At 39.0% G+C, this 22,517-nt stretch carries 17 protein-coding genes and 1 riboswitch; of the genes, 5 read left to right on the top strand and 12 right to left on the bottom strand.

Translation table 11 applies throughout. From position 1 onward, the window contains the following. Position 1: 1 nt before the first annotated feature. The 3 genes from EL101_RS01370 to EL101_RS01360 all read right to left on the bottom strand — a co-directional run bounded on the left by EL101_RS01370 (position 2) and on the right by EL101_RS01360 (position 2,826). Positions 2-394 carry a (deoxy)nucleoside triphosphate pyrophosphohydrolase gene (locus EL101_RS01370; RefSeq protein ID WP_096541812.1) on the bottom strand — a complete coding sequence of 131 codons (393 nt, stop codon included), beginning with the start codon at positions 392-394 and terminating at the stop codon, positions 2-4. A 148-nt stretch (positions 395-542) separates the two neighbouring features. Beyond that, positions 543-1,964, bottom strand: a complete 1,422-nt coding sequence (locus EL101_RS01365) for an alkaline phosphatase (protein ID WP_096596377.1) — start codon at positions 1,962-1,964, stop codon at positions 543-545. Positions 1,965-2,097: 133 nt separating this feature from the next. Then, entirely contained in the window at positions 2,098-2,826 is a 729-nt protein-coding gene (locus EL101_RS01360; protein ID WP_096596376.1) for a CPBP family intramembrane glutamic endopeptidase, read from the bottom strand. 188 nt (positions 2,827-3,014) lie between these two features. Here EL101_RS01360 and EL101_RS01355 point away from each other — a divergent pair, with 188 nt between their 5' ends. Further along, complete coding sequence (locus EL101_RS01355) at positions 3,015-3,647, top strand: hypothetical protein (RefSeq protein WP_096596375.1); 633 nt, start codon at positions 3,015-3,017, stop codon at positions 3,645-3,647. Between the two features lie 141 nt (positions 3,648-3,788). Here the strand turns inward: EL101_RS01355 and lepB are convergent, their stop codons facing one another. Together lepB and EL101_RS01345 are read right to left on the bottom strand one after the other, a co-directional pair. After that, positions 3,789-4,376 (bottom strand): signal peptidase I, encoded by a 588-nt coding sequence (gene lepB, locus EL101_RS01350; RefSeq protein ID WP_096596374.1) that lies wholly within the window; start codon positions 4,374-4,376, stop codon positions 3,789-3,791. A gap of 108 nt (positions 4,377-4,484) precedes the next feature. Then, complete coding sequence (locus tag EL101_RS01345) at positions 4,485-5,033, bottom strand: helix-turn-helix domain-containing protein (protein ID WP_096596373.1); 549 nt, start codon at positions 5,031-5,033, stop codon at positions 4,485-4,487. Between the two features lie 108 nt (positions 5,034-5,141). On the opposite strand from EL101_RS01345, the gene EL101_RS01340 reads away from it, so the two are divergent. Beyond that, complete coding sequence (locus EL101_RS01340) at positions 5,142-6,320, top strand: CynX/NimT family MFS transporter (protein ID WP_096596372.1); 1,179 nt, start codon at positions 5,142-5,144, stop codon at positions 6,318-6,320. A gap of 167 nt (positions 6,321-6,487) precedes the next feature. Here the strand turns inward: EL101_RS01340 and EL101_RS01335 are convergent, their stop codons facing one another. From EL101_RS01335 to cls, 3 genes are all read right to left on the bottom strand, one after another. Next, on the bottom strand, positions 6,488-7,498 hold the full coding sequence (locus EL101_RS01335; protein ID WP_096596371.1) for a HoxN/HupN/NixA family nickel/cobalt transporter: 1,011 nt from the start codon (positions 7,496-7,498) through the stop codon (positions 6,488-6,490). A gap of 205 nt (positions 7,499-7,703) precedes the next feature. Next, positions 7,704-9,440 (bottom strand): phosphomethylpyrimidine synthase ThiC, encoded by a 1,737-nt coding sequence (gene thiC, locus EL101_RS01330; protein ID WP_096596370.1) that lies wholly within the window; start codon positions 9,438-9,440, stop codon positions 7,704-7,706. Positions 9,441-9,635: 195 nt separating this feature from the next. Next, positions 9,636-9,739, bottom strand: a riboswitch (TPP riboswitch). A 703-nt stretch (positions 9,740-10,442) separates the two neighbouring features. Continuing rightward, positions 10,443-11,933: a cardiolipin synthase gene (cls, locus tag EL101_RS01325; RefSeq protein ID WP_096596369.1), complete on the bottom strand. Its 1,491-nt coding sequence runs from the start codon at positions 11,931-11,933 to the stop codon at positions 10,443-10,445. Between the two features lie 144 nt (positions 11,934-12,077). Here cls and EL101_RS01320 point away from each other — a divergent pair, with 144 nt between their 5' ends. After that, complete coding sequence (locus tag EL101_RS01320) at positions 12,078-12,926, top strand: alpha/beta hydrolase (RefSeq protein WP_096596368.1); 849 nt, start codon at positions 12,078-12,080, stop codon at positions 12,924-12,926. An 83-nt stretch (positions 12,927-13,009) separates the two neighbouring features. Here the strand turns inward: EL101_RS01320 and EL101_RS01315 are convergent, their stop codons facing one another. Together EL101_RS01315 and EL101_RS13330 are read right to left on the bottom strand one after the other, a co-directional pair. Then, the gene (locus tag EL101_RS01315; RefSeq protein ID WP_096596367.1) at positions 13,010-14,200 is read right to left on the bottom strand and encodes an MFS transporter; all 1,191 of its coding nucleotides are present in this window, start codon (positions 14,198-14,200) and stop codon (positions 13,010-13,012) included. A gap of 183 nt (positions 14,201-14,383) precedes the next feature. Then, entirely contained in the window at positions 14,384-14,491 is a 108-nt protein-coding gene (locus tag EL101_RS13330; protein ID WP_197718000.1) for a hypothetical protein, read from the bottom strand. A 755-nt stretch (positions 14,492-15,246) separates the two neighbouring features. Between EL101_RS13330 and EL101_RS01305 the strand changes: the two genes are divergently transcribed. Further along, on the top strand, positions 15,247-16,194 hold the full coding sequence (locus tag EL101_RS01305; RefSeq protein WP_096596366.1) for a nucleoside hydrolase: 948 nt from the start codon (positions 15,247-15,249) through the stop codon (positions 16,192-16,194). A gap of 68 nt (positions 16,195-16,262) precedes the next feature. On the opposite strand, the gene EL101_RS01300 is transcribed toward EL101_RS01305, so the two are convergent. Together EL101_RS01300 and melB are read right to left on the bottom strand one after the other, a co-directional pair. After that, positions 16,263-19,259 (bottom strand): glycoside hydrolase family 2 TIM barrel-domain containing protein, encoded by a 2,997-nt coding sequence (locus EL101_RS01300; protein ID WP_096596365.1) that lies wholly within the window; start codon positions 19,257-19,259, stop codon positions 16,263-16,265. Positions 19,260-19,285: 26 nt separating this feature from the next. Continuing rightward, entirely contained in the window at positions 19,286-20,656 is a 1,371-nt protein-coding gene (gene melB / locus EL101_RS01295; protein ID WP_096596364.1) for a melibiose:sodium transporter MelB, read from the bottom strand. Positions 20,657-21,221: 565 nt separating this feature from the next. Here melB and EL101_RS01290 point away from each other — a divergent pair. Further along, a complete protein-coding gene (locus tag EL101_RS01290) occupies positions 21,222-22,412 on the top strand; it encodes a YbfB/YjiJ family MFS transporter (protein ID WP_096596363.1) in 1,191 nt (396 codons plus the stop codon). The last annotated feature ends 105 nt before the right edge of the window (positions 22,413-22,517 follow it).

The raw sequence follows: 22,517 nt of genomic DNA, 5'->3' as shown, positions 1-22,517 counted from the left end.
GTTACGCCTCGTTTACTATGATATCTACTGCTGGAACATCAGCTGGCGCCCATTCCAATTGATTCAAATCTTTGCTATCTAACCATTCAATCGCTCGGTGTTCAGTAAGTGTCGGCAAAGTCTCTTTCAATGTACAACGATATGTCGTTAACACGATGGTAGCAAAATCATATTCGTATTCAGTCGTTGTGACTTTGTCGCCCACTTCTAAATCACACTTCATTTCTTCACGAATTTCTCTCTTTAAAGCTTCAACGTCCGTTTCTCCTTGCTCAATTTTACCGCCTGGAAATTCCCATAATAAAGGTAAACTCATACTTTCACTTCTTTGCGCGCATAGCACTTTATGTTGATCAAAGATAACCGCACCTACGACATGAATCGTTTTCTTCATCAGGTATACCCCTTCCTCAAATTTCATTATATGTATTATAAATGATCTCATAAAATGTTTAAATGTGCATTATTTACTGCAAAAATTAAAAAAGACCAGGATAACGTGATATCCCAGTCTGTGTATCTTTATGTGTTCTTATTCACTGCTATTGCTTAACATCCCCAAAAAAGTTGAAGATGTTTTTCGCGTTGTCTGTGTTATCGATATTACCTTGGAATTGGTCAGCACCTGGTCCAAATGCGTAGGTGTTCACGTCTTCTCCAGTGTGACCATTTGTTGTCCAACCTGTATTGGATTTTTTGTTAATCGGTGCTTGAATGGCGTCCTCCAGTTTTTGTTGTTGTGCTTCATAGTCGTCACTTTCTTCATCTAACTTCTTCAATGCATCCGCTTCTTGTTGAATGGCTTTCATCTCTTTCTCACTCAAGTCAAATCCATATCCTGCTTGAATCGTTTCTTCTACACTTTTACCGTCAGCAATTTGTTCTGTCATCCATTTGCCTGAATGCTTCATTTGTTGAATCGGCTCTGGGTTCCATTCGTATGCACTGCCTTGCCCCATACTCAAGCCACCTGTTGAATGGTCAGCAGTTGCTACAACAAGTGTATCTGGATTTGCTTTGGCGTAATCAATCGCGTTCGCAAATGCTTTTTCGAATCCTTCCATTTCGGACATGACCCCTGTCACGTCATTCGCATGACCTTGTTTATCGATAGACGCCCCTTCTACCATTAAGAAGAAACCTTTATCATTTTTAGAAAGGCGCTCAAGTGCAGCATTTTGCATGTCTAACAATTCAGGTTGGTCCTCTTCTGCATCAATGGCGAGTGGCATGTTTTTATCCGCAAACAAACCAAGCAACTGGTCTTCCTTGGCGTTCTCTAGTTGTTGACGATTTGTGACGACGCCATAACCATCTTTTTTAAACTGGTCCGTGATATTTCCGTTTTCCTTACCAAAATATTTCGCACCGCCACCTAAAATGACGTCGACTTTATGTTGATTGTTAATACGTTGATCATAAAATTGATGGGCAATCTCATCTTTTTTATCACGGTCATCTATGTTAGCGGTATAAACGGCAGGTGTCGCATCTGTAATTTCAGCAGTTGAGACTAAGCCGGTTGATTTGCCTAACTTTTTCGCGCGTTCGAGTACAGATTCTAAGTCATTTTGCTCTTTATCCACACCGATTGCCCCATTATACGTTTTATGGCCAGAACTAAATGCCGTTCCTGCCGCTGCAGAATCGGTAATGTTTTCTTTATCATCATCGGAATACGTTTGTTGTGTCCCTACTAAATAATCATCAAAAGCTGTGTTTTCCACTTCTTTTGTGTCTGGATTATCCGCAAAGTAACGGTACGCCGTGTTGTAAGCTGGGCCCATGCCGTCTCCTACTAGGAAAATCACATTTTTAGGATGGCTCGTGTCCCCGTACATCGCCGCTTGTTGGCCTGGACCTTCACCTGAGCCTGAAGCGGATGCCACCTGTCCCGCTCCTAACGATGATGCGATCAGTGCACTCACGATGGATAATTGTGCAAACTGCCTTTTAAATTTCATAATTGTCATAACCCCCATAGCAAATATTCAATACACTGCCATTGTAATGAAACAATTTAAATATGGCGTGAGGTTATTATTAAAAGTATGTAAAAAAGGCAAAACAATTTATCTCGCCTTACCTTTTGAATGACTATGATGCATTGCCTGCTTTATAACGTTTCACTGTGTAAACCATAATTGGAATGACAACAACGAGTTCAACTGCAATCCCTATCAATGACACGGTATCGACTTGAGCACCTGTCAAAGGTTGCGCAATCAATACAAAATCCCATACAAAATGATAAATCATTAACGGAATAATGTTGCGAATTCGTATCGCAAGACAACTGAACACGAGACCAAATAAAAAGGTCGCTAATAACTGAATGGGAACCGCGGATAATGGTACACCTGCAAATACATTCACTGCATGCAGTAGCGCAAAAAATACGGCACTCATCACGATGCTGAATAACACACCGTGGCGTTCTAATAAGACAGGCAAGACGATACCTCTAAACATCAATTCTTCCGAAAAACCAACACATAACGTCGTCAACGCAATTAATCCTATCATTGGAAGGTGTCCTGTCCAGTTTCCTGTATATAAAAACAACCCTAACATCACGATAAAAATGATTATAAAAGGAATGAGCCACTTGGAAAATTGAAAGGGTGCAGATAATGCGGTTAATTTCAATTTTTTATAAACGCTAAAAGTCAATACTGCAAAAATGATTTCAAAAAAGACGATGACGCGCACCATTTCTGGGTCACTATAGCTGAAACCTAATGCGGACACCATCGCCATCCCTATACCCATGAGCACGATGTATATGACACCCGTCCCCACGGCAATTTGTTCTCTTTGAGTCATCAAAACATACCACCTATTTTTTAAGTTTGTTATTATCATACCAAAAATGATTTGAATTGCATTGGAAACAGATGAGAATGTTTATTTTACATACAATTTTTTCGTTATATTTTGCATTTTATAGTTGTTTCCAATTCTGCAACTAATTATAATGACAATATTAAAAGAAATAAAAGGAGGTTATTTTTTTGAAAAGCGACCTCACGTCTCGTAAACATAACCATGCCCATCCATCACAACACCGTCAACCCAACTATGAACCCTCTCCATCATCGAATCCGAAATGGCTTATTGCACTCATCATTTTACTGATTATCATTGTACTTGGTGGGATGATATATGGCGGTTACCGTTTGTCTCAAGTAAAGCTCCATTTCAACACGACTGAAAACAAAGCGACAACCACTCAAAGCGAGCAAGATACAGAAACCGTTCACCTCGATGTACTGTCATACGACTTCAGCCAAGACTTCATGCATAGTGACCGCATTGATGGTTATCAAAACTTTCATATCGGAGACACACGTAAAGATGTCGAGGCAACCCATGGCCCACCCAAAAAGACTGTTGAAATTGATGGTCGTGACGCCGCATCATATGGCGATCTTGCTATCAGTTATAATGCACAACACCAAGTCGAACATATTTATGTCACACCGCATGAAGTTACAACTGCACAATTTATCGGTGTCCATCAAGCGCCTAACATGACAGACGGCAATATATGGTATTACGATAGTCGCCAAGACAATCCCTATACTATCAAAGTGTACACACAAAATGATCAAGTCATCGCTATCGAAAACATTCCACAAATTTAATTGCTTCTAAAGTGTCTAGGAACGCACCGAATCGTTATCAATAAAAATGCAAACCAAAAAATCACGGTCACACTTCAAACAACGAAGTATAGCCGTGATTTTTACATTGCTTTAAATGCCGCCGTTTCACATGAAACATCCTTATGCTTCAACTTTTTCAAATGTGCCCGGATTAAACTGAAATTTCGCACGTTCTAACGGCCAATATCTCACCAATGCTTTGCCTACAATACGCTTGTGTGGCACGAGTCCTACTGTATACGAGCGACTATCGATACTGTTCATGCGATTGTCACCAAGGACGAGATAATGACCTTGAGGTATCGTTGTACTTCCATCTGAGCCCTCAATATCCGATACATCAAAGTTTTCGGTCAAAAATTCAGCTGCTTTTTCTTTTTGGTTCGCTTTTAAATAAGGTTCCTTTATCTTTTGACCGTTAATATACAATTGATCATTTTGATATACGACACGATCGCCCGGCAAACCTATAATCCGCTTAATAAAATCCCGTTCCGCATCTTCATGAAACACAATGACATCCCCGTGACTTAGCGTGTTGAGCTTTTTTGACAGTTGATTCACAATGACACGGTCACCTGTTTCGAATGTAGGATGCATAGAGGCGCCATTGACCGTGTAGGGTGTGAAAATCAACCATTTAACGAAACCGACAATTACTAGGGCGATGCCAATTACTATGAGTATATCTTTTGTTTCCTTTCTCATTCTATGCCCCTTTCATGCATACATTTTGATTGCTATGTTACTTGATTTTTCACAACGCCACAACAAGAGGCAGTCTACCGGCACACTTACCGTAGACTCCCTCCGCTATTAATATTGAATGGTCGCCGTAATTCTAAGCTGTTCCCCTGTTTGATTGCGATACGTATGCGCTGTATTGGCGTTAAAACTGATGGCTTGGCCCGCTTCAATTTCATAGTGTGTGTCTCCAACAGTAAGTGTTAAAGTGCCCTCATTCACAATAATGTACTCTTTCGCGCCTTCTTGATGTGCATCTGATTCGAGTATACTGTCCGCATCCATACGCATACAAAACATTTCAAACGCATGTGCCGCCTCATATGGAAAATACGGATAAACGACGACCGAGCGATCATCATTATAAATCGGCTGAATGTCTGAACGGTCTATTTTTTGAATCGCTTCATTTTCTTCACTAATTAATGAAGTCAATGGAATACGTAACCCATTTGCGATTTTCCATAATGTATTGATACTTGGATTCGCTGCCCCTTTTTCAATTTGACTAATCATTGTTTTACTAATACCAGTCAACTGTGCGATTTTATCTAAACTGAGACGATGTGCTTGACGGTAATATTGTAAGTTTTCTGCAACGACTGTGTTAATATTTTCCATTTTTGAGCCCCTTCTATTTACAATATAGTGAACATCATGTACGATATAGTGTGTTCTTTATATAGAACGTTTCGTCAATTATACCAAATATAGAGAGGAGTTGACACCTTGGAACAACAATCTAACCGTATTAACTGGTTGCTTTTTATCGGTATTATGCTCATTGCCGCTAATTTAAGAGCACCAATTACTTCAGTAGGCGTGGTATTACCCGCGATTAAAGATACATTAAACTTATCCAACACAGCCGTCAGCTTTATTTCCATTATTCCTTTATTAGCTTTTGCGATTATTTCATCACTTGTCGCTAAAGTAAGTCACCGTTTCGGAATGGCGCGTTCACTCTTTATCGCTTTACTTTTGATTCTATTCGGTGTCATTTTAAGAAGCATTACAGAAGTCAGTTTATTATATATTGGGACGATATTGATTGGGGTCGGCATTGCATTTGGGAATGTTCTTGCGCCTGGTATGATTAAATCCAAATTCCCGTATCGTATCGGCATTATGACAGGTTATTATACTGTTGTGATGAACATCTTTGGTGCACTCTCATCATATGGTGCCGCACCGTTACTTAAAAATTACAATTATAATGTTGCATTAGGCAGTATTGGCATCGTCTCGTTCATTGCTGTGCTTGTATGGACGTTCCAGTTACGTCATCATGCTGCACAAAAACAGGTCGACCTCTCAGATGCTGTCAATGTATGGAAATCACCACTCGCATGGCAAATTACGCTACTCATGGGTGGTCAGTCACTTATTTTCTATTCACTCATTAACTGGCTACCAGAATTTTTATTATCGTATGATATTCCGGTGTCACGTGCAGGCCTTTATTTATCGATATTACAAATTGCGATTATTCCATTCACTTTTGTTACACCGATTTATGCTGCACGACTTAAAAACCAAGTCTTACCTATCGCATTCACTGGCGTTCTCTTTACTGTCGCTATTTTAATCTTAATGTTTGCGCCGCGTATGGCACTCTTGTCATTAATCTTGATTGGTATTGCGCTGGGGATTGCATTCGGTTTGGTGAATACATTGTTTAGTTTACGTACCGAAAGTGGATTAACTGCAGCGAAATTGGCAGGGATGTCACAAGCAGTGGGTTATTTATTTGCATGTATTGGACCATTGTTCTTCGGTATTTTACACGATTGGACAGGACAATGGATCGTGTCGCTATCCGTATTACTCGTGACAGGTCTAGCGATTATGACAATTGGATCAAGATCAGGACGAAACACCACTATTGAAAAGACTTTAGAACCATAACGCTTGATTTGACTTAGCATATTTTCAACTTTCCCTGTTACATCAAGTGTCTCGAGTTGTTCTTGCAATCTGATCACTTTTCGTGAAATTTAAAAGACAGGCGTGGTTTGAATGATTTTTCAAACTGACGTCTGTCTTTCTGTTTGCTTAAAATAGCGCGTTTCGCATTAACCCCATCTTTCTTCAAAGCGGCCGACTTTCCACACGACTATCGCAATGATCCATGAAAGAATAAGCACGACGACTAATGCATAGCCGAGCCAACCGAAATCTAATTGGGTCACCCAGCCGAGAAAACCATTTTTCCAATGCCATTTTTCACCAAGTAATTGCATGATTTCTACGCCACCAATCAGTAGTGCGGCAACGACAGAAATGGCCGTCATCGTAATGTTATAGAAGATTTTACGTGCAGGTTTGTCAAATGCCCAATGATACGCGTTGGTCATCAATACCCCATCCAATGTGTCTAACAAGCTCATCCCCGCCGCAAACAATATAGGTAACGCGATAATCCCTAAAAACGGCACGGTATGTTGAGCAGCACCTGCTGATAATGCGAGTAACGATACTTCACTCGCCGTATCAAAACCAAGCCCAAATAAGAAACCTAATGGGAAGATGTGCCAACTTTTTTGAATAAACTGGAAGAGTGGTCGAACAAAACGCATGATTAAACCGCGTGATTCGATAAGTTCATCCATTTGTGCGTCTGTAATATTTCTTTGACGTAATTGACGGAATAATTGAATCAGTTGTATTAAAATGACTAAATTTAAAATACCAATGAGCAATAAAAAGACACCTGAAACAATCGTCCCAATTAATCCGCCTGTCGTTTGAAAGCTTTCCATATGACGTTGTGCCCAAGTCACCGCAATACCTAGTGCAGCCGCCATTAAGAATACAACAGACGAATGCCCTAATGAAAAGTAAAAACCTACACCCATTGGATTTTGTTTTTGTTGGAGTAATTTTCGCACGGTATTATCAATCGCCGCAATGTGGTCCGCATCAAACGCATGACGCAATCCGAGTGTGTACGCAATCACCCCCATACTCATTAATAACGGATATTGCGCGCCTCCAATCCACATTAAAACGATACCGACAATATGTAATAAAATGACAATGCCGAGATAAGGATAGGCATGTTTGATACTTTTTGTATGATTCATTTCATTTTCACCTTTTTCTATTTTCGGATAATAAAATCATACACCTTTTTTCTGCCATTTCAAGTTTTTAGATGTAGGGTATTGCAGAAAAACATTTAGAGAATAATGATATTTTTATTTAACACAAAACTTGTATGCCTATCAAGTGAGCAAAAATAATAAGAGCCAGGATCCAACTTCATCCTAGCTCTTGTGCTGATTTCGATTAATGGTAAATTTTACTGCCTTGTGCTTTAAATTCTTCGGCCATTTCTTGCATCCCTGCTAATTTGTCTTTATGCGCATCACGGATATTGTGAGAAATTCGCATTGAACAGAATTTCGGTCCACACATACTACAGAAATGTGCCACTTTAGCTGATTCTGCTGGCAATGTCTCATCATGAAAAGCACGTGCGCGTTCAGGATCAAGAGATAAGTTAAACTGATCGATCCATCTGAATTCAAAACGGGCTTTACTAATCGCATCATCTCGATCTGTCGCACCTGGTAATCCTTTGGCGATATCAGCGGCATGTGCGGCGATTTTGTACGTCACGACGCCATCACGCACGTCATCTTTATTTGGTAAGCCGAGATGCTCTTTAGGCGTCACATAACATAACATCGCTGTCCCATGACTTGCGATTTGCGCTGCACCAATAGCGGATGTAATGTGGTCATATGCTGGTGCAATATCCGTTGTTAATGGTCCAAGTGTGTAAAATGGCGCTTCTTTACAATAAAAGTCTGCCAACTCTTGGTTTTCTCTAATTTTATGCATCGGTACATGCCCAGGCCCTTCTATCATCACTTGGACATCATGTTCCCAAGCAATATCTGTCAACTCGCCTAACGTTTTCAGTTCAGCAATTTGGCTTTCGTCATTCGCATCATAAATCGAACCTGGACGTAAACCATCGCCTAATGACACCGCAATATCGTAACGGTTCAATATTTGACAAATTTCATCAAAATGCGTGTATAAAAAGCTTTCTTCGTGATGGGCCAAACACCATTGCGCCATAATTGAGCCACCACGAGACACGATGCCTGTTAAACGATCTACCGTTAATGGCACATAGCGGAGTAAGACACCAGCATGAATCGTAAAGTAATCGACACCTTGTTCAGCTTGTTCAATTAAAGTATCTCGATATATTTCCCAGGTTAAGTCTTCCGCGATACCGTTCACTTTTTCCAACGCTTGATAAATCGGCACCGTACCAACTGGAACTGGCGAGTTACGGATTAAATACTCCCGTGTCGCATGAATGTTTTTACCTGTCGATAAGTCCATCATCGTATCAGCACCCCAATGAATCGCCCAGACTAACTTTTCAATTTCTGCTTCAATGGACGACGATACAGCAGAGTTACCGATATTGGCATTAATCTTCACTTGAAAATTTTTACCGATAATCATGGGTTCTGATTCAGGATGATTGATGTTGTTCGGAATAATCGCGCGCCCTCTCGCAATCTCACCTCTGACAAATTCTGGACTGACATTTTCACGTGCTGCCACGAACTTCATTTCTTTAGTGATGATACCTTGTTTCGCATAATACATTTGTGTAACGCGTTTGCCCTCTTGTGCACGTCTCGGTTGATATTTGAATGGATGTTCAACAATATTTTTATGTGTTTCTGAATGGTAACCGTTGTCGATTGATTGCACACGACGGCCTTCATAATGCTCGACGTCTTGACGGGCTTCGATCCAATCTGTGCGCAGTGCTGGAATGCCTTTCGTAACATCGACTTCATACGTGTCATCATGATAAGGCCCCGCTGTATCATACACAACGAAAGGTTCATTTTCCGTTGTCCCTTGTTCAGTTACCGTTTCAGACAATGCGATTTGGCGAAACGGGACTTGGATATCCACATCCTCGCCTTGTTTAAAAATACGTTGACTCGCCGGAAAATTTTTCTTCAATTCAATTTGTTCTTGTTTCATTCAATAACCCCCTCTGACTTCACTAAGAGGCATTAACAACACTGAAAATAATAGGCAAAATAAAAACGCACTCAGAATAATTCTAAAGTGCGTACGAAAACGAACGAATTTATTAAAGTGCGTCAAAAGTGAGCCGAAATCATGTATGTGGCATCACGACACGATTCCGCCTGACAAGTGAACACCAGTCAGTCATGAAGGTTTCGTTTGCTTCCCTACGCTAGTATGATCTAGATCAGGTTCAAAGGGTTGAGGCGTTCACCTCTTTCAGCGCATTAATGGCACCCCTAGCAAGTTCCATATTTAAGTTTTACAACAGTATCGTATCACTAAAAATGTAAAATGACAATTACTATCATAAAATTGATTTAATTGTTTTATTTTTGTCATTTGGTTCATTTAGAGATTGTACTTTACTAAACAAACGAGAGGATGGGATATTATGTTTTCCCTTCTTCTACTACTTATCAGGTTATGATTGAATTATAATTATAAAACAGGTAAAAAATGATGATCAATGGGACTTTAAAAGTTGATGCTATTGATTTTTTTGATTTCATAAACTTGCCCTCAGTTTCCTATGTTTGACTGACGATTGCCCAGAAGGCTGAAACTCCTGAGGGGATACGTGCATAATGCTGACAGTCGCCTCTTTACTTTATTGGTGGGAGGTGTTTAACGCAGTAGCTGTCTGACTTCTCAATGCGCTCGCTTTTGAGAAGTCTAGTCAGCCTTGCGGGGGCAGAACGACGAAATCTTTGTTACACATGAGATTTCTGTACTGCTCCCAAAATCCACAATGAATGGGTGCGCTGGGAATCAATTTTGCTCATCGCTCGGTTCTGCTCAAATCCTAAGCGCTTTTGTCACAACCTCCCCTAAGAACGCGAAGCCATGAAGGCAATCAAAAACTACAAATCATAGGGAGGGCAAGTTAAACAAAATAATGTATCAATAGCATTCAATTCTTTTTATCTCCATCCCCTTACTTTTCACTTAGGTTTACAAAATAGGCGATAATAATTTTGCGATAGACTGCTTGAATTTCACCCAATTTGAGCGGGCGGCATAACGTTCTGGTGTCAGTTTTTGCGACACTTTTAAATCTTCTTTAAATGCTTCAATTAATGTTTGCGCAATCTCTTCGTTATACATAATCGCATTGACTTCAAAGTTCAATTTAAAGCTCCGTTCGTCCATATTCGCTGAACCGACCGATGCGACTTCACCATCAATGACCATCATTTTAGAGTGAATAAAGCCATTTTCATACGTGTACACGTTAACACCATCTTTCATCAGTTGTGCGACTGTCGTTAATGTCGCCCAGTGCACAAACGGCTGATCTGGCTTGTTAGGAACGATGAGATGAATGTCTACACCTGCTTTAGCGGCAATACGTAAGGCGTTCACATAACCAATGTCTGGCACGAAATAAGGTGAATGCATATAAATCGTGGACTTTGCATTCATAATCATTTTCAAATAAGCAAATTCCAGTTGTGGCCATTCGCGATCCGGTCCACTTAACCCGAGTTGTAATGCAACATTGCCGTCTTTCCGCGCATTTTTCGGGAAATAGCGTGAAATGTATTTCAACTGTTGGTCTTCATCGACTTGCGAGTTCCAATCGTGAATAAAGCTTAATTGTAATGCATCTACACCATCACCTTGAATGCGCAAATGGGTATCACGCCAGTAGCCCATTTTTTGATCTAAACCGAGATATTCATCGCCGACATTAAAGCCACCGACATACCCAATATCGCCATCAATCACAACATTTTTACGGTGGTTCCGGTTGTTCACACGGAAATTGATAAATGGAATGATTTTCGCATGGAAAAAGGCTTCCACTTCCACACCTGCATCGACCAAACCTTTTAATTTTGACTTTCTCAATTGTTTAGAACCGACTGCATCATACAACAACTTCACTTCGAGGCCTTCCCGAGCTTTGTCTTTCAAAATTTGTAGTATCTCAGTGCCTAATCCATCCATATTTAAAATATAAAACTCCATATGAATGTATTTTTGCGCTTCTTTCAAGTCTTGTTTCATTCGATTAAATAATTCATGGCCATCTGTAAAAATGGAGACATGATTGTTTTCACTTAAAAAGCTCGCTTCTCGCGTTAACATCATTTCAACCAAATCAGACTGCTTCTCTACTACAGGATTATCTGTACTAAACTGTTTATTTTTAAAGTCTTCTTTTTGATTTTTAACACGTGTCCTTGCATCTTCCACCTCTTTACTTTCATCATAGCGTGTTTGTTTCAATTTGACCGCCCGACCAAAGAAGAGATACAACAAGAAGCCAAATGTCGGCATAATAAAAAGTAGCAGTATCCATGCCCATGTCGAAGTGGCATCCCGACGATCTCTTTCCATAAAAATAATCACGAACGCGAGGACAATATTCACAAGAAAAACGGCGCCTAAAAAGATGCGATAAATCGTATTCACGGCAGGATCAAATATAAGCTGCATTGCGACAACCTCCTTTACACTGATTTCAGTCATGTCTCTTATATATCACATTCATCAATATATCACTTTTGAATATATCTTCATATTTTTCATGTTATTATTATTTTAGTATACACTGAAGTAAATAAATAAGGAGGTTTTTCAATGAATTATACTAAATACATTTCTTCTCAAGACGGCACGCAGCTTTATACGAAAATCAATACCGCCGATGAATTATTCCCTTTTGGTGATGAAACAATCAATGTCATTATTGTGCATGGTTTAGCTGAACATCTTGATCGTTACGATGAATTAACTGATTATTTGGTTAACTATGATTACAATGTCATTCGCTTCGATCAACGTGGTCATGGGCGTTCTGAAGGACCGAGAGCTTATTATGACAATAAAGACCAAATTATTGAAGATTTAACTGCTGTAGTAGACTATGTGAAAGCCCATTTTGAAGGTAAAATATTCTTAATCGGTCATAGTATGGGCGGTTTTGCTGTCTCTATGTTTGCGACACGTTTCCCTGGTCGTGTCGACGGCATCATTACATCAGGTGCAGTGACACGTGATAACAACCAATTGTTTGAAGAAGCGTATGGAGAACGTAAAATTCCAGCCGATACGTACTTTCCAAATGACATGAGCGACGGCCTATGTTCAGATCCACAAGTCGTTGAAAATTATCAGCGTGACGACCTCGTATTAAAAGAAGTATCAATGGGCTTAACCTACGCGATTATTGATGGCGTCATTGAATTAAAAAATAAACCTGATGACTTTGTAGATGATGTACTCATTATGCACGGTACAGCAGATGGCCTCGTCAATCCCCAAGATGCCTTACAATTTTATAGTGAAATCGCATCAGAACATAAATCATTACGCCTGTACGACGGTTTAGAACATGAACTTTTCAATGAATCTCATTACAAGAACGTCATTTTTGAAGATGTCGCAAGCTGGATTACAGAAGTCACCGCACGACAAAACAGGGATTGAATAAATAAATATTTATAAATACAGATAAATTTAGTGCTCTTTTGAAATCTAACCCATCGCTCATAAGCAGTATAGTGAATGGGTTAGACTTGCTCATATACGTCTTTAAACTTTATCTTGAATATAACTAATAAAATAAGCATACCTATCGAACAAAAGAAGTAAATTAAGAAATAATTCAATGGAATTAAGAAACCAAATAATACATAAGATACTGGAGTGATTGATGAACTCATACTTTGAATTATTGAGAAAACTCTAGATTTATAATTTTCATCAACAATCTTTTGTAGCATAACTTGGAAGGGTATATTGTTTAATGCAACTGAGAAGCCTAACAATAGATTTGATATTAATACAATAATAAATATGTAAAATTTAGTTATAGTATCAAAATAAGTCAGGGATACGATAAATAAAGACACGGCTTGTAGTAGCATTGAAAATAAATATAAAAATTTCAATCGATTTTGGATGTTTAAAATTGAAATTATTATTGAAGAAGCTACTATTGCACCCCCTAAAGTACCTTCCGCTAATCCCAAGTATTTAGCATTCATATTTAAATGATTAATTATTATAATCGGCAATCCTACAACAAGAGAATTACACAAGAAATTAATAAATAAGTTAATGATAAAAATAATCTTCAGGTTATTTATAGAAATCAAATGCTTTATCCCATCCAAAAAACTATGTATGAACTTCTGATTTCTACTTGTTATATTTCCTGATCTAAAATTTAAAAGTAATAATAAAAGGAAGGCAACAAACTCTGTAAACATATTGATTAATGCCAAATATTTCAAGTCAATTAGAGCGACTATGAAACCTCCTAATAAAGGTGTAATCAGAACTGACGAGGATTGTATTGTTTGTCTAATTGACACCACTTTTTCTAAATAATCTCCGGTTATAAACTTTAAATTAGAAGAAATAGTTGTTTTTACTATCGAGTCCACGAAGACTAAGACGACCATTACAAGAAATATTGTGTAAACTTCATCATTGTAAATTAAAAAGAAAATAAACAAAATACTGATACTTAAAAGTTGCCCTGTTATCAAAATTAATTTATTTGAATTTCTGTCAATTAAATTACCTAAAAAAGGTGATGAAACTGTTGTTATTACAGCAAGAATAGCCAAATAAGTACCAAAAGTAGACCCTGAATGACTTATTTTAAGTACATAAAAACCACACGCGAAGGTAAAAATTGAAGAAAAAAATATTGATATTGTTTCAAAACTTATTAATATTATTGATTTATTCATACTATCTCCCCTTTATAACAGTTTAATCTAAAAAACATTTTCGAAAACCTTTACATTTCTGAAAATTCTGCTAAATTATGTTTTGTGAGTAATATTAATAACAAATATGATAATGACTCACAATAAATTCAGCTGAATTATAAAAATGTCAATAGCGGTTTGAAAATGTCGTTTTTTTGCGGTTTAAGAATGACGTATGTTTAAACTTTTTTCACTTTTATAGTCTTTAAGTCGGTATGAATCGCCCCAACTAGAAAAAGGGATATTCGTCGTTATGATCGTGGATTTCATTTCATATCTTAGTGACATCAATTGATAGAAGAGGTCTACCTATTTTTCGCCTAGATACAGTGATACCTAATTTGTTTAATTCATTTTTAATTCGCCTTGTACCAAAGCTCTTTCGATTTGAGTTAAATACATTAATAAATTCATTAAATTCATATAAATCTGGAGGGTATTATGATTAAATTTTTATTGATTTTAGTATTAACAATTGTAATTTATCTTTTGGGTAAACACACATATGTATGTTTCTAGAAAATTAAAAGAAAGCAGCATAACAAAAAACAACTATGTGGTTAAAAACATTTTGCTTTCTTCTAATCATGAAGGTCTTGATGTTTTTGATATTATAGTTGTTCTTGTTATAACTTTTTCTATTTTTTATAGGTGACCATTAGCTTCATACCATGATTTGATGTGCTTATTTTTTCCAGAGAATTTTTTACATGCACTTTTTACTCCGTATCTATACATAACTTGGGCAAAAGCTGTTTATCTATTTTCATATCTACTTTTATTACTAACACAACACTTACTAATTTTTTAGGAATTGCAATTAACAACTTGCCTATATTGTTCACTAGTAATTTTACCATATCAAAAATTAAGAAATGATTCCTATAATTCGATAGAAAAAATTTTCCTGTATTTTCGACATTCCACCGAACTTCTACGGTACAGACTTGCGTATGCATACGTGACATTGTACATTTTAGACAGAGCGTGTGAGACGACTCAATTTATATTTGAAGGAGAACGACATGAAACCAGTTTATTTCAACCATGATGGTGGTGTAGATGATTTAATTTCGTTATTTTTACTTTTACATATGGAAGATGTGCAACTTATCGGTGTGAGCGCTATTGGGGCAGACAGTTATGTAGAACCTGCAGAAAGTGCATCTCGAAAAATCATTAACCGTTTCTCAAAATATCCATTAGACGTGGCAGCTTCAGAAGAGCGAGGTAAAAATCCATTTCCGAAAGATTGGCGTATGCATGCCTTTTTCATGGATGCATTACCGATTTTAAATGAACGTGTGCCGGTACAATCTCGTTTGAGAGACGTTCATGCTTATGAAGATATCATTGAGCGTGTGGAAAAAGCTGAACAACCGGTCACTTTACTATTTACAGGACCATTGACAGACTTAGCGAAAGCGTTAGAAGTGGCACCACATATTACACAAAATATTGAACGTTTGGTATGGATGGGCGGTACATTTTTAGAACGTGGTAATGTCGAAGAACCTGAACACGATGGCACAGCGGAGTGGAATGCCTTTTGGGATCCTGAAGCTGTAGAAACGGTGTTCAACAGTGACATTGTGATTGATATGGTTGCCTTGGAAAGTACGAACCAAGTGCCATTAACTTTAGATGTCCGTCAAATGTGGGCAGATGAACGTCACTATCCAGGTGTGGACTTTTTAGGTGTAAGTTATGCGGCAGTGCCACCACTGACTCATTTCCAAACGAACTCTACTTATTTTTTATGGGATGTATTGACGACAGCTTATATCGGTAAACCTGAGCTCGTTAAAAAGGAAAAAGTGAAGGCGTCTGTTTATACGAAAGGACCGAGTCAAGGCCGCACGTATCTTGATGAAGTACATGGTCGCGAAATTCAAGTGATCAATCATGTCGAACGTGATGCCTTTTTCCAATATATTACGGATTTAGCGAAAAAAGTCAGCACGGATTTATAAGTCACACTTAATAAAAAGAGGCTATGGATGTTTTATAGAAAAATAAAATATCCAAGCCTCTTCTTTTTTTATTCTGTTATTGAAGTTTGTTCGTAAAATTTGAGTTTAAAGTCAAAGTGATAATGTTCTTGCAATAAACCGTACTGCTCGGGTAATTCCGGTCCACAACTATTCGTGCCGATACCGCTTTGTGCTGCATCAATATGCAAATAGCTCACGCCTGTTTCTTCTAATTCGTCATCATGATTTGCTTCGGTCAACATCGCATCGGCATAAGGTTTTGCGTTCACACTGAGTGGCGTCTCTGACCAAACCGCACATGTATAGTTTGCGTCACGTAAGCCTATATAGGTCGTATCGATATGTGCACCGACCTCTTGAGGGAAGACGGGATGTTCATATTGATCACGCACTGTCGTATGAAAAGCAGCTAAATAACTCGCTTCTTGCTTATCTTGATAGCTTTCAAATGGGCCTTGTCCGTAATACGTCAATGCTTGGAAGCGGTCCGGCAAGCTGAACGTTACACCTAACCTTGGTAAGCTCGGCATGCGCACGTCTTTCTTTAATTGATGTGCCACATGAATCGTGCCGTCTTCGTATACCGTCCATGTGACTGTCCCTTCAACTAAACGCGGACGTGAGGCTTCCACCATACTCATATCAAATGTGATCATCACATGGTTTGCTTCTCTTTGCACATTCGTTTGATACACTTTCGGATAAGCTGTATCATATTTCGCTGTACGCCAACCTTGTTGCATTTGAATATCATTGTCCGTCGGCGCACGCCAAATGTTCAACTGGCTCCCTTCTGACAGTAACGTTGTCTGTTGATGAGACACTTGTTGCAAGCCACCTGACCGTTTATCAAATATATAGCACCAAGATCCACGCGCCACTTGAACCGTCTTTCCTGTCTCTTTTACATCTAAAGCATCGATATTGGTTTCCGGTACAAAATGCGTACTCGCGAGACGTTGAAACATGATTTGGTCATGACCTAACACTTCACCTGGCGTCAATAAAGGATGGTCTGCTTTTAAAATATATTGAATCGTGCATGTGCTCAAGTCGTTCATATCATGATGAAGATATGGCGTAATATCTATCTCACCTTGCTCATGTGGTTCAATATGAGGCGCATCCACTGTCAATGTGGCTGTCTCACCTGTTTTCGTTGTCACCGTTATTTGAAGCACCACATAGTCATGAATATTCGTAAAGTCCAATTTGTTTTTAAACGTTAAACGCGTGCCTTCATGTGCTACACAAACGAGTGGACGATGCACTTGTTGAAATTCGTAATAACCTGCATGTGGCGTACGATGTGGACTCACGATACCATCCACACAAAAATGACCGTCATGCACCTTTTCACCAAAATCGCCGCCGTAACGATACATTGGACGTCCGTCTTTCATTCCTACTTGTACTGCATGGTCGCACCATTCCCATACAAAACCGCCGATAAAACTGTCATAACGTTCCATCAACTCATGATACGCCTTTAACCCACCTGGCGAATTCCCCATCGCATGGGCATATTCACATAAAACGAAAGGCTTATCCAAGTTCGGTTTCGTTAAATAACGCGCTTCAATTTCTTCAGGTGACGGATACATGCGTGAAATCATATCTAAATTTGAGCGATCATGATGTGGTGCGGCATAATGGGCCCCTTCATAATGGAGTGGACGTGATGCATCCAACGCCTTCGCATGTGCGAGACCTCGTTCCATATTACAACCATAACCAGATTCATTGCCCATTGACCACGAAATAATCGAACTGAAATTTTTAAACGGCACAATCGATGCATCAATACGATCAACAACGGCTTGTTCATAACGGGGATCGTCCATAATCAAATTGAAGTCATCTAAGTTTTCATCGCCGTATAACAAAACCACGCCATGTGTTTCTAAATCCGCTTCGCTCATCACATAAAAGCCATATTGATCGGTTAATTCATAAAAGCGCGGACTTTTCGGATAATGTGCCGTACGAATCGCATTGAAATTTGCCTTTTTCATTAACGTTAAATCTTCAATCAATTGCGCTTCTGATACCGTATAACCCGTTTGTGGATGACTGTCATGATAGTTGACGCCACGCAGTTTGACAGATTGCCCATTGATCCAAAGTTGTTGTTGCGCAATCTTCACTTCTCGAATACCGACACGCTGAACGAAATATTCGCCATTCGCTTCAATAATCAACGTATATAAATCAGGATGTTCAGCACTCCATAGTCGCGGTTCCGGCACAGAAATACGCGTCGTTGTCTCATTTAATGTCCCTTCCGTTATGCGACGTTGGTCCGGATTTAGTAATTGATAATGGAGCGTCACACCATCTGCCACATCTTGTACAGTGACATCGATATAACCGACACCCTCACCGATCGTCGTATGAATTTGGTAATCATTCAAACGTTCACGCTGACGTCCAACAATGTACACATCACGATAAATACCCGAATGCCTGAACATATCTTGGTCTTCAAAATAGGTCGCATCAGAATATTTCAATACGAGTACTGCAATATGGTTGTCACCTTCCGTCACCCATTCAGTCACATCAAATTGAGAAAGTGCGTGCGAAATCTGTGCGTAACCAACGAATGCGCCATTGACCCAAATGTAATGCGCCCCGCTAATCCCTTCAAACGCCAAATGATAATCGAGCGACTCTTGGTACTTTTTAATCGTAAAAGTCTTTTCGTAGTAACCGCATGAAGACGTCTCTGGCACATGTGGCAAATCATAAGGTATCGGAAATTGGACATTGCAATACTGCAGTTGATCATAACCTTTTAATTGCCACACACTTGGTACATTGATTGCGTCTTTTTGCGCATAATCTGAACGTTGATGAAACTGCTCGAGTGACGTAAAATATTGAAAATCCCATTCCCCATTCAATGACGTCACACGCTGCATGTGATGACGCTCGGGATATGCTTGATATTCCTCTATACTTGTGTAAGGGCGTTTGTATGCTGTTCGCGGTAACATGTTCACGTGCTGTATGTCGACATCTGTATGAAAATGTAAGTCCATAAAAGAACCTCCTCGTCTCTATTTGACTAATCATGTGACTGTTCTCTTTGACGCCTAATCGTTAATGTCCGTTCGATATCTCGCAAGTAGTCGCCTTTAAGATGGAATGCTTTATGGTATAACAATGCACTGATGAGCACGAGTACGATAGGCATCACGATCACCATCATACGTAAGCCCTGTTGCGTCGCCATCGTTTGTGTTTCGTTCGGTACAAAACCTAAGATTGATAACCCTAAACCGACGATTAATGCAGAAATCGCCTGGGAAGTTTTCGTCAAAAATGTATTCGTTGACGTAATAATACTTTCATTACGATGACCAAACTTCACTTCACCACAGTCAATCACATCTGCAATCGCAATCGTCGTCATCCCAATCATAAAACCTGTCCCAATTCTTAAAGCAATCGCACCGATGATAACCCAAATGACAACTTTTGGAGCGAGCCAACCGAAGATCAAAATCATTGTGAGACCTCCAACGATACTTATAATCGCACTATTAAAAGCAGTTTGACGCCCAACTTTACCAATCCATAATGGCAGCAATAATAAACCCGCCATTTCCGCTAAAATCATCGCATTGAAATATGAAAAAAAGTGCGGCATCGCAACCACATATTTAAAATAGTAGATGATCGTCCCGTTAAGTGTTTGAACACACAGGTTGAATGTTAAAAGGACGCCCATCATTGCGAGTAACTCTTTATTTTGAAATATAATCCGCTTCACATCTCGAAAACGGACTTTAATTCCCTCTTGCATCTCCATTGTGCGTTCTTCCGGTACAACAATCACCGTCACTGCAATCGTCACGATAAAGACCACACTACAAAGCACTGCAAATATAAAAATCCCTGTCGCTGCATTGCCATTTCCTAACTGTTCAATCAAATATAAGCCGAACGTTCCAACTGTAAACGCCGCGAGACTCGCAAAGAAACGTGGAATAACCGATAGTGCCTCACGTTCTTTCGCTTGATGTGTCAAATTCGGCAACCAAGACCAGTACGGAATGTCCATCATCGTATAGGTCATGCCCCATAAAATGTACATCACAGCAATGTAGACATACATCCATATGCCGGGCAAATCAAAATGGGTGAATAGCAGTACGGTCACTATCGCATTGATAACTGTACCGATGACAAGCCACGTCTTAAACTTGCCAAAACGATTGTGCGTATTATCGACAATCATCCCCATAAACGGGTCATTGAGCGCATCCCATATTCTCGCAATAAAAAAGAGTACACCGACAAACGCTGGGGAAAGACCGACAATATCAGTGATGTAGTACATGAGGTAAAGGCTGACGATATTGAAGATGGCGTCTTTGCCTATTGCACCAAAGCCAAATGATAGTTTTTGTATTTTTGATAATTGTTGTTTCAAACGCTGATACCTTCTTTCTCTCTATTTAAAAGCGCTTTCATATACGATAAGATAGCACGTTTGTTTGAAGTATAAAATTGTGTCATGGAGATAATTCTTGTCATAATGTTTCCTGTTTTGGAAAGTTTTTGAAACATTATTCAAATTTCAACGTCTTTAATTGAAAGCACAAGCCGAATGTCGATGTAAGTTCAAAATATACCTCATCTACTTTCAACTTAATGTCAATATTAGCAGTCCAGTATCAGGTGACCTCGCATTTATACAAATGACAATCAAATATGAATCTTGATTTGTGCAATTGCACAACGATTTTTAAGTCATATCGTCATCTCCATGATGCATCACCTTTCTTATTAAAACGCTCTCATTTGATAGTGAAATTGCAGGAAAACTCAACTATCCCAACGCTTTCTTCACTTTGATTTAAAAACATTTTTAAAATTCAAATTGTTGTCAATCATCGTTTTCTTTAATTTTATTAATAATTAATAGATTTTGATATATTCATATGCATAAAATTCGCGTATAATAGGAACATCTTTACCATTTAGGAGGGATCCATTTGAGAGAAATACAAGATCTCAGAATTCATGGTTATCGTCAATTAATATTAGGGATGATGGCGCTGTTTATCGTGATTGCGTTAGGCCGTTTTGCTTATACACCGATCTTACCGTTTATGCAGTTGGATACTGGACTCGACAATAAAAGTGTCGGCCTATTAGCAACATTTAACTATTTAGGTTATTTAATCGGTGCTATGTTACCTATTTTTTACATAATGAAAAATAAAGTTTTCGACTTAAAGTGTTATCTTCTATTAAATGTCGCCACGATGTTATTGTTTGGGGTGACAGATCACTTTGTCATTTGGTCGCTCCTTCGTTTACTGAACGGGATTTCCAGTGGTGCTGTATTTGTACTCGCATCTAATATTGTATTGGAAGCCTTACATTTAGCACGTCGTGAAGGGATTGCTGGCCTGTTATATAGCGCAGTCGGTCTCGGTTTATTTTCGAGCAGCTTATTTATTTTCTTATATACAGATGTGACCCATTGGCGCGAAACGTGGATTTGGTTAGGTAGTGCGGCTTTCATTTTAACGCTCATCATTATCGTACGTTTACGTGAAAATCCAACATCACCCGAACCTGCATCTCATGAGGCACATGGTCCCGATAAAGTGATACGTTATTCTAAAAAGTTTTATATTCCCTTTGCAATCGCTTATTTTTGTGAAGGTGCCGGTTATATCATTACAGGGACTTTTCTCGTTGCAATTGTTAAAACGATGCCGACGTTATCGGAATATGCGGCGCTCAGTTGGATGTTTGTCGGACTTGGTGCTATTCCAGCTACTGTCTTATGGTCCATGATTGGTCAACGCATTGGTATTTGTCTTTCAGTAATCCTCGCATTTTTATTACAAATTGTTGCGGTGCTGATGCCTATCTTTACAGTCAATGCCTTTGCAATTGCGCTCAGTTCAATGATTTTCGGTGCGACGTTTTTAGGACTGACAACCCTTTTCATGTCGAAGTCGCACCAGATTACATTTGAAACGAAAGGCAACAACTTAGTCGCAGTGATGACATTGATTTACAGTGTCGGACAAATGATCGCTCCTTACATTTCAGGTATATTAATTGAACATACGCAAAGCTACAATGATGCACTGATCTTTGCTGCCGCGATTTTAGTCGTCGGTATATTGAGCAGTCTGTACAGTAAACGCTATGCTCATCCGATGTAATGCACAATAATAACAAAAAACACCCTCAATCTATCCGCATTTGATAGCTTTGGGGGTGTTTTTATATGTCGATGGATTCATTGTCTTCTTACGTTAAAACTTCCG

This window comes from Staphylococcus delphini (assembly GCF_900636325.1).
In the GTDB taxonomy this organism is placed as follows: domain Bacteria; phylum Bacillota; class Bacilli; order Staphylococcales; family Staphylococcaceae; genus Staphylococcus; species Staphylococcus delphini.
The sequence above is the reverse complement of the archived record's forward strand: the minus strand, read 5'-3'. Positions and strand labels throughout refer to the sequence as shown.

Excerpts from the sequence above, each read along its gene's own strand:
- EL101_RS01370 (WP_096541812.1), bottom strand. The coding sequence starts at position 394 with ATGAAGAAAACGATTCATGTCGTAGGTGCGGTTATCTTTGATCAACAT.
- EL101_RS01365 (WP_096596377.1), bottom strand. The coding sequence starts at position 1,964 with ATGAAATTTAAAAGGCAGTTTGCACAATTATCCATCGTGAGTGCACTG.
- EL101_RS01360 (WP_096596376.1), bottom strand. The coding sequence starts at position 2,826 with ATGACTCAAAGAGAACAAATTGCCGTGGGGACGGGTGTCATATACATC.
- lepB (WP_096596374.1), bottom strand. The coding sequence starts at position 4,376 with ATGAGAAAGGAAACAAAAGATATACTCATAGTAATTGGCATCGCCCTA.
- EL101_RS01345 (WP_096596373.1), bottom strand. The coding sequence starts at position 5,033 with ATGGAAAATATTAACACAGTCGTTGCAGAAAACTTACAATATTACCGT.
- EL101_RS01335 (WP_096596371.1), bottom strand. The coding sequence starts at position 7,498 with ATGAATCATACAAAAAGTATCAAACATGCCTATCCTTATCTCGGCATT.
- thiC (WP_096596370.1), bottom strand. The coding sequence starts at position 9,440 with ATGAAACAAGAACAAATTGAATTGAAGAAAAATTTTCCGGCGAGTCAA.
- cls (WP_096596369.1), bottom strand. The coding sequence starts at position 11,933 with ATGCAGCTTATATTTGATCCTGCCGTGAATACGATTTATCGCATCTTT.
- EL101_RS01320 (WP_096596368.1), top strand. The coding sequence starts at position 12,078 with ATGAATTATACTAAATACATTTCTTCTCAAGACGGCACGCAGCTTTAT.
- EL101_RS01315 (WP_096596367.1), bottom strand. The coding sequence starts at position 14,200 with ATGAATAAATCAATAATATTAATAAGTTTTGAAACAATATCAATATTT.
- EL101_RS13330 (WP_197718000.1), bottom strand. The coding sequence starts at position 14,491 with ATGAAATCCACGATCATAACGACGAATATCCCTTTTTCTAGTTGGGGC.
- EL101_RS01305 (WP_096596366.1), top strand. The coding sequence starts at position 15,247 with ATGAAACCAGTTTATTTCAACCATGATGGTGGTGTAGATGATTTAATT.
- EL101_RS01300 (WP_096596365.1), bottom strand. The coding sequence starts at position 19,259 with ATGGACTTACATTTTCATACAGATGTCGACATACAGCACGTGAACATG.